Raw genomic sequence first — 6,293 nt, forward strand, 5'->3', positions numbered from 1 at the left:
ATTAAGGACGTTGCGGACACGGTTCTTGAAACGCGTATTCCGCAACGCCACATACTTACTTGCGTGGCGGCGGTCCGCTCATCCCCCGAGGGACGGCGCCATGTACCGGATGCAGCCCATAAAAAAAGCCTGAGCATTCCGGTATCCCGTCCGGGAACCAGCTTATTCAAGGGGCCCTCCGGACGCAGACATAAGGATGTTGTCTCATGACACAGTCGAAGCCACGTCAGCCTGTTGTCCCGGGCTCGACCGGAACCTATGCGGTTCTGCCTCTTCGCGACATCGTCGTCTTCCCGCACATGATCGTCCCGCTTTTCGTCGGTCGCGAGAAGTCCATTCGCGCGCTTGAGGAAGTGGTCAAGAACGACCGTCACATCCTGCTCGCAACGCAGATCGATGCGACGGATGACGATCCCGCTACGGACGCGATCTACAAGGTCGGCACGCTTGCCAACGTGCTCCAGCTTCTCAAGCTGCCCGACGGCACCGTGAAGGTGCTCGTCGAAGGTGCGAGCCGTGCGCAGGTGAGGACCTATGTCCGCACCGATGAATATTACGAGGCAGAAGCCGAAGTGCTTCCGGACTCGCTTGGCGACCAGATCGAGGCCGAGGCTCTGGCCCGCTCGGTGGTGGCCGAGTTCGAGAATTACGTGAAGCTCAACAAGAAGGTGTCGCCGGAGGTTGTCTCTGCCGTGACCCAGATCGACGAGCCTGCAAAGCTCGCCGATACGATCGCTTCGCACCTCGCCATCAAGATTGCCGACAAACAGGCAATCCTGGAGACGCCGACCGTTGCGCAGCGCCTCGAGAAGGTGCTCGGCATGATGGAGAGCGAAATCTCCGTCCTGCAGGTCGAGAAGCGCATTCGGACCCGCGTGAAGCGTCAGATGGAGAAGACGCAGCGCGAGTATTACCTCAACGAGCAGATGAAGGCGATCCAGAAGGAGCTCGGCGACGACGAAGGTCGCGACGAGCTGGCCGAGCTCGAAGAGAAGATTGAAAAGACCAAATTCACGAAGGAAGCCCGCGAAAAGGCGCTCGGCGAGCTGAAGAAGCTCCGCCAGATGTCGCCGATGTCGGCGGAAGCGACTGTCGTGCGCAATTATCTGGACTGGCTGCTCGGCATTCCGTGGGGCCGCCGCTCGAAGATGAAGAAGGACCTGAAGGCCGCTCAGGACATTCTCGATTCCGATCACTACGGTCTCGACAAGGTCAAGGAGCGCATCGTCGAGTATCTGGCCGTGCAGCAGCGCGCCAACAAGCTCACGGGTCCGATCCTCTGCCTCGTCGGTCCCCCCGGCGTGGGTAAGACCTCGCTCGGCAAGTCGATCGCCAAGGCCACTGGTCGCGAGTTCGTGCGCATGTCGCTCGGCGGCGTCCGTGACGAGTCGGAGATCCGCGGTCACCGCCGGACCTATATCGGCTCGATGCCCGGCAAGATCATCCAGTCGATGCGCAAGGCCAAGACGTCCAACCCGCTCATCCTGCTCGACGAGATCGACAAGATGGGCATGGACTTCCGCGGCGATCCGTCGGCTGCCTTGCTCGAGGTTCTCGACCCCGAGCAGAACAACACCTTCAACGACCATTACCTGGAGGTCGATTACGATCTCTCCAACGTGATGTTCGTGACGACGGCCAACACGCTCAACATTCCTGGCCCGCTTCTCGACCGTATGGAAGTGATCCGCATCGCGGGTTACACCGAGGAAGAGAAGGCCGAGATTGCCCGCACGCACCTGATCCCCTCGTCCATGCAGAAGCACGGCCTGCAGGAGAAGGAGTGGAAGATCGGCGATGATGCTCTGCTCATGCTGATCCGCCGCTACACCCGCGAGGCGGGCGTGCGTAACCTCGAACGCGAGATCAACAATCTCGTCCGCAAGGCGGTGAAGGAGATCCTTCTCTCCAAGGTGCCGTCCGTCGAGGTCACCACGGCCAACCTGCCGGACTTCCTTGGTCCCCCGCGCTTCCGCTACGGCGAGGCCGAGACGGAGGATTCGGTCGGTACGGTTACGGGGCTTGCCTGGACCGAAGTGGGTGGTGAGCTGCTCACCATCGAAGGCATCATGATGCCGGGCAAGGGCAAGATGACCGTCACGGGCAATCTGCGTGACGTGATGAAGGAATCGATCTCGGCTGCGGCGTCCTATGTCCGCTCCCGTGCCGTTGCCTTCGGTGTCGAGCCGCCGCTGTTCGACCGGCGCGACATCCACGTGCACGTGCCGGAAGGTGCGACGCCGAAGGATGGCCCGTCCGCCGGTATCGCGATGGCGACCGCTATCGTCTCCGTCATCACCGGTATCCCGGTTCGCCGCGATATCGCCATGACGGGCGAGGTCACGTTGCGGGGTAGGGTGCTGCCCATCGGCGGGTTGAAGGAAAAGCTCCTGGCAGCCCTTCGTGGCGGCCTCAAGAAGGTCTTGATCCCCGAGGAGAACGCCAAGGACCTGGTCGACATCCCGGCCAGCGTGAAGAACGGCCTTGAGATCGTGCCAGTCTCCACCATGGATCAGGTGCTCCAGCATGCTCTCGTGCGCATGCCTGAGCCGATCGAATGGGACGAGGCTTCGGTCCTCAAGGGTCCCAAGCCCGCCGTCGAGGACGATGGGGCCGGAGTGGTCGCCCACTAACCGAATTGACCTTACGTTGCGCACAAACAGGCCCCCGGATGAGAAATTCGGGGGCTTTTTTCGTGCGAAACGACACAAAATGGCTCATTTGCGGCGCTTTGGGGGTTGCTTCAGGGCAAGCTTTAGGCCACACGAATGCTTCCTGAAACGGTGATACATAACTTTAGGATCACCGTGATCACTGGAGGATACAAAATGAACAAAGGCGAGCTCGTTGCTGCCGTAGCCGACAAGGTCGGTCTTTCTCGTGGCCAGGCTGGTGAGGCGATCGACGCCGCCATCGAGGCGATCACCGGCGCTCTGAAGCAGGGCGACGAAGTGAAGATCGTCGGCTTCGGCACGTTCGTGGTGACTAACCGCGCTGCCGGTGAAGCCCGCAACCCGCGCACCGGCGAGAAGGTGAAGGTTCCGGCTTCGAAGACCCCGAAGTTCCGCGCCGGTGCTGGCCTCAAGGATGCCGTCAACGCGAAGTAAGTGCTTTTAAAGCCGCATTCGCTTTTATGAGGGCCAACACGCTTGCGTTGTTGGCCTTCTCTTTTTATGTCAGGGGCGCATCAGGGCTGGAAACATTCGCAGCTTCTGGTAAGACGCATGCTCCTTCGGCGGCAGATTCCCGAAGGTATTGCAAAAGGGCGGTTAGCTCAGCTGGTAGAGCATCGGTTTTACACACCGCAGGTCGGGGGTTCGATCCCCTCACCGCCCACCATTTTCTCGTATACGACGAAGTGCAGCGGACGGGCTCAAGCCCCGTTGCCGTTCTCGTCTTCCGCGATCCTGTCGAGAACCTTCTCAGGCGCCACGTGCTTCTGCAGTTCCTTCAGGCTGGGATCTTGTGCTTCCTCCACGCCGAGCCGTGCAGCGATGGCAATGGTGAGAGAGAGCAACCGCGTGATCTCGTGCTCCGAGAGCAGGTTGGTCTGAAGATCGAGCTCCGCTCTGCGGTCGGCTTCCGCGGCAGCGCGGTTCTGGCTGATAAGCACGAAGGTCGAGAGAAAGATCGCTTCGACAGAAGCAACCGTCGCCAGAATGACGAAGCTCGGGTCGAAGGGCGCGATGCTCGGGATCAGTCCGGCATTGACGGCAATCCAACCAACGACCAGCGCGAGATGCACATAGACGAACAGCATGCTGCCGCTGAAGCGGGTGATCGCGTTGGCCATGCGGTCCTGCAGGCCAGCTTGGTTTTCCTCCTTCTGCCGCTTGTCGCGCAGCACATTGATGTTGCGTTCCAAGACCGAGGCGAAATCGCCCGGCCTCAAAGCGCCGGTGCTCGGGCTGTCGGGCCGATACTCCTGCTTCCACTCCGCCACGACACGCTCCTTCTACTCGTGCGCCTTCTACTCACGTCGGCAGGACAAGAACGACTGGTGGGCTGAAGAGTTCAGGAACTTTGCCGCAGGAGGAATGACACATGGGGTTGAGGTGGAACGCCGCACCCCTGCAACAAGCCGTGTGACCAACAGTTTAGGGTAAATTCCTCCCGAGACGCTCCTGCAACTAGCCCGCTCCACGATAGTGGAGCGGGCCTTTTGTGCGTGAGTCAGAGCCGCTAACGCATCGTCTTCTGCGTGGTTTCCAGCATGGCAATGTGCCCGCGGATATGGCCGCGGGCCATCTTGGCTACGTTCATATGCTCGCGGTTCTGCGAGTTCGATTGCAGATAGCGCTCCTGCACCTGGAGCAGGTCGCGATGGCCTTGAAGCTGGGCCTCCAGATAGGCTTTGTCGAATTCGGCGCCGGCCTGCTGGTTTTGCAGCTTCTGCATCATGTCACGGGCGCTGGCGTCCATCTGCATGGAGCCTTGCATGGTCGCACCCGCTTGGCCAGTCGCGGCGGTCGCTCCGGGATCCATCATCGAGCGCAGAACCTCGGCCAAAGTGGTCTGCTCCTGCACCTCGAAATTTGCGAAGCGTTTGAGATCTTCGTGACGCGCCTTGTTCAGGGCAATGCGGCTCGATTCCATGGCAACCATGCCGAGCTGCATGGTCTGCTGCATGTGCTGCATCTCGGCTTGGCCCATCTGGCCGCCCATGCGGTTCGTGGAGGAGCCGCCCGAGGCTCCGGGCTGCATGGTGGAGGACGACCCGCTGGTTTGCGCCAGGGCAGGGGCGGCCGCGATGGCGGCAGCAAGGCCACCGAGAAGGAGGGCACGACGGTCCATAGGAATTCTCCTGCTGAAAGCTCACGGCCAGGCCGCGACACGCCGGGAATGGCGCTCGACTCTGGGCTGCCGCTGCTGTCGCGAACGCCGGGCCATTGGCTTGGTTTCAGCTTGGCGGGAAGTGAGGCGGGATAACTTGTTCTTGAGTTCGAAAGCCTCAAGATGTGCATTTCAGGTCCCTCTGACCACGAAAGTGCATTTCAGGGGTTGCGAACCGGTGCTTCCGGAGCTAATTGACACAGGCCGTTCAAGGCGTCGGAGCGTAGCGCAGCCCGGTTAGCGCACTAGTCTGGGGGACTAGGGGTCGTGGGTTCAAATCCCGCCGCTCCGACCATTAATTCTCTTGGCCGATCAAGAGGTTAAGCAGAACCGCCCAAGAGGCGGTTTTTTGCTGTTTGCATTCGGGGGTTCAGAGGGGGTTCAAGCGGCAGGGCTTCGGGACCTTCAAAAAGTCGAAGCGCGGATTGTCTTGAATGGCGATGGATAAGAGCGCACTCGAAAAGCGATTGGCCAAAATGCGGGTCGACGGCGTTGAGGCTGCCTTCATCGCGATGCAAGCCACCGACATCTAAATTTATCGGATTGGGCGGCTCCGGACACAGTGGTCTGTATAGAACCTGGAATCAGGATGCCGAAAGAGTGCTCGGAGAGGCATTCGATCGCGCGGCAGCGTATATTTGGCACGCGTGCGGCAATCAGGCCTCCAATTATTCGGCTGAGCTTCGAGCGATGGCCGTCGGAATGCGTGATGACGTAATCTCTCGCCGCCGTGCCGACGATGCGTCGGCAGACCCATACGGCCAGCATCAATTTCGGACTGAGAGCATATACAGGCTAAGCGAACGTCTCGACGCTAGATCGACGCCCTCATTATTGACTTTGAACACGGCATCGTCGGAGGCCAGAGCATGAAAACTGCACCTGCCAATAACGTAACAATATCAAACTCGACGATTTCCGATAGCGTCCTGAATATCACTCAGTCTGCGGGGACGAGCCCAACTGTAAAGGACATTGCGCTTGGGCTTAAGGAGATCCTGGAACTGTCGAGTATAAAGGCCCTTCCTGAGCCCGACCGCCTCGAAGTTGAAGATCTTGCGGGAGCCACGCTTACAGAATTGTCGAAGCCCTCTCCAGATATAGCCAGGGTTAAGCGAGGGCTCACCCGCCTCTGGAAATTTACTCAGACGGTTGGGGAGGGTGTAGCGTCAAAGATTGCTGCCGAGCTTATCGTGAAGGCAAGCGGTGCAGGGGGCTAAAGCAAGCACCAAGACCTTTTAATCTATGCGCCACAACCCGCTGAATCTCTTCGCGGCCGAGCCTGGCTGTCTTGAAATGTCTGCTGCGCCTTTAAGATTCACCCATAGTCTGCTTTTCGGGGCCAAACAGACCTTTATACGGTCGCGCTTAAGGTCTGAGTTTGACCGAGGTCGTGTGAAAACGCGATGTCGGACTGTCCGTGATGGCCGCTGTTTGCGTATGCAGCCCCGGCCGGCATG

General features: G+C 59.7%; 5 protein-coding genes and 2 tRNA genes. 5 read left to right on the plus strand and 2 right to left on the minus strand.

Annotated features, from left to right (window positions below):
* Positions 1-206: 206 nt before the first annotated feature.
* The 3 genes from lon to DC522_RS17230 all read left to right on the plus strand — a co-directional run bounded on the left by lon (position 207) and on the right by DC522_RS17230 (position 3,339).
* The gene (gene lon / locus DC522_RS17220) at positions 207-2,633 is read left to right on the plus strand and encodes an endopeptidase La (protein ID WP_116529904.1); all 2,427 of its coding nucleotides are present in this window, start codon (positions 207-209) and stop codon (positions 2,631-2,633) included.
* Positions 2,634-2,828: 195 nt separating this feature from the next.
* Positions 2,829-3,107 (plus strand): HU family DNA-binding protein, encoded by a 279-nt coding sequence (locus DC522_RS17225; RefSeq protein WP_116529905.1) that lies wholly within the window; start codon positions 2,829-2,831, stop codon positions 3,105-3,107.
* 156 nt (positions 3,108-3,263) lie between these two features.
* Positions 3,264-3,339: transfer RNA gene (locus DC522_RS17230), tRNA-Val, on the plus strand.
* 34 nt (positions 3,340-3,373) lie between these two features.
* Here the strand turns inward: DC522_RS17230 and DC522_RS17235 are convergent.
* Positions 3,374-3,943, minus strand: coding sequence for a DUF1003 domain-containing protein (locus DC522_RS17235; protein ID WP_371679827.1), 570 nt, complete (start codon positions 3,941-3,943; stop codon positions 3,374-3,376).
* Positions 3,944-4,182: 239 nt separating this feature from the next.
* Positions 4,183-4,794 carry a DUF4142 domain-containing protein gene (locus DC522_RS17240; protein ID WP_116529906.1) on the minus strand — a complete coding sequence of 204 codons (612 nt, stop codon included), beginning with the start codon at positions 4,792-4,794 and terminating at the stop codon, positions 4,183-4,185.
* A gap of 256 nt (positions 4,795-5,050) precedes the next feature.
* Here DC522_RS17240 and DC522_RS17245 point away from each other — a divergent pair.
* Positions 5,051-5,128 (plus strand) — tRNA-Pro (locus tag DC522_RS17245).
* Between the two features lie 574 nt (positions 5,129-5,702).
* Entirely contained in the window at positions 5,703-6,053 is a 351-nt protein-coding gene (locus DC522_RS17250; RefSeq protein WP_116529907.1) for a hypothetical protein, read from the plus strand.
* Positions 6,054-6,293: the final 240 nt, after the last annotated feature.

Source organism: Microvirga sp. KLBC 81 (genome assembly GCF_003075415.1).
Taxonomy (GTDB): domain Bacteria; phylum Pseudomonadota; class Alphaproteobacteria; order Rhizobiales; family Beijerinckiaceae; genus Microvirga.